This window comes from Microcystis sp. M53603_WE2 (assembly GCF_030065435.1).
On sequence record NZ_JASJFF010000164.1, the window covers coordinates 1 to 1331 of the forward strand.

At 45.0% G+C, this 1331-nt stretch carries 2 protein-coding genes; one reads left to right on the forward strand and one right to left on the reverse strand.

Annotation, left to right across the window (positions count from 1 at the left end):
* Positions 1-260, reverse strand: a 260-nt coding sequence (locus PX481_RS03680) for a histidinol dehydrogenase (RefSeq protein WP_288093701.1), incomplete at its 3' end; no start/stop codon positions are given.
* Positions 261-512: 252 nt separating this feature from the next.
* Here PX481_RS03680 and PX481_RS03685 point away from each other — a divergent pair.
* Positions 513-1199, forward strand: coding sequence for a hypothetical protein (locus tag PX481_RS03685; RefSeq protein ID WP_288093702.1), 687 nt, complete (start codon positions 513-515; stop codon positions 1197-1199).
* Positions 1200-1331: the final 132 nt, after the last annotated feature.

A 1331-nucleotide genomic window follows, 5' to 3' on the forward strand; every position in this document is an offset into this window, starting at 1 on the left:
ATGGCGGTTTTTACTTCCGGTTCAATTAACTGAAAAGCCTGCTCAAATTCTGCCTCGCTGACTTTGATATTTTCTACCGTCGCACCTTCGTAGTCAAAACGCCGCACATAGTCCACAACGCCGGCATCCCCCCGTTTGCGGATGGTTTCTATGACCGTTTGAGCGACTTTTAGGGCGTTGTCAATATCTAACTCGGCTCTTTTCTGAAGTTTTGCCCGTTCCGCGCTACTTAATTGCGAAAGTTTTAATATTCTAACCACTATTGCTACTCCTACTGCCCCCGTCCTCTCAAGAATAACGGGGAATCTTATCTTTTTTAATTGTAACCTTTGGGGGAGTGTCGGAGTGGGAAGTGGGAAGTAAACAGTAACCAGTAATCAGTGAACTGAAAACTCACATCTGATAACTGATAACAAAGGCCGAATCTAAAACCTAATTTGTTAAGCTAAAAGCTTTATTGCCAGATTCTTTCTCTTGCCTCTTGCCTCTTGCCTCCTGCCTCCTTGGGTATAATGCAGATCATGTTTAAGCTCTCTTGCTGTTCTGTAAATGCGATCGCTCTTAGTTTATTATGGGGGGCGAGTGGTGCTGTGTGGGCAGAAACGGAGTTAGACCTAGACCCGAAAATTCGGCAAGAAAGCCCGGTTTTAGAGCGTTGGTTAGAAAAAATACCCGATATCGCCGAAGAGATTCGCCGCGATCCTAGTTTTCGCACTCGTATCCGTTTAGGATATGCAGAGTTTCCTTCTACCGATAATTCCAGTGGCGTGATTTTGGGGGTAGAAGATGTGTTTTTCGGTCAAACCAGTTTAACCCTAAGCGGCGATTATCAGACGGCTTTTAACGGCAAAAGGACGGCAATAGGAGCAAATTTACAATACTATTTCCTCCCTTTGGGCGATTATGTCAATCTAGCTCCGATGGTGGGCTATCGTTACATTCAAACAGGAAATTACAGCACCGATGGGCTTAACTTAGGATTAAAGCTCAAATTAGCCCTTTCTCGCACGGGAGCGGCAGATATCACCGTCAGTCAGAGTTTTATCTCTCCCGGTGGTGATAACGAGGTGGGATTGACTACTCTTTCGGTTGGTTATGCGATTACCTCTAATTTACGTTTAGCTGCCGATATTCAAGCCCAAAATTCCCGCGCCCGTAAAGATAGCTCCCTAGGAATTTTACTGGAATGGCTGCCCTAATTAGGGTTTGCGGCAAAAAGTTTTTCCTGGAGGTAGGGTGTGGGATGTAGGGTTTTACCGATAAAAACTCACATCTGATCACTGATTACTGGTCACTGGTCACTGATTAGGTACTAAAGTATTTAGCGGTGG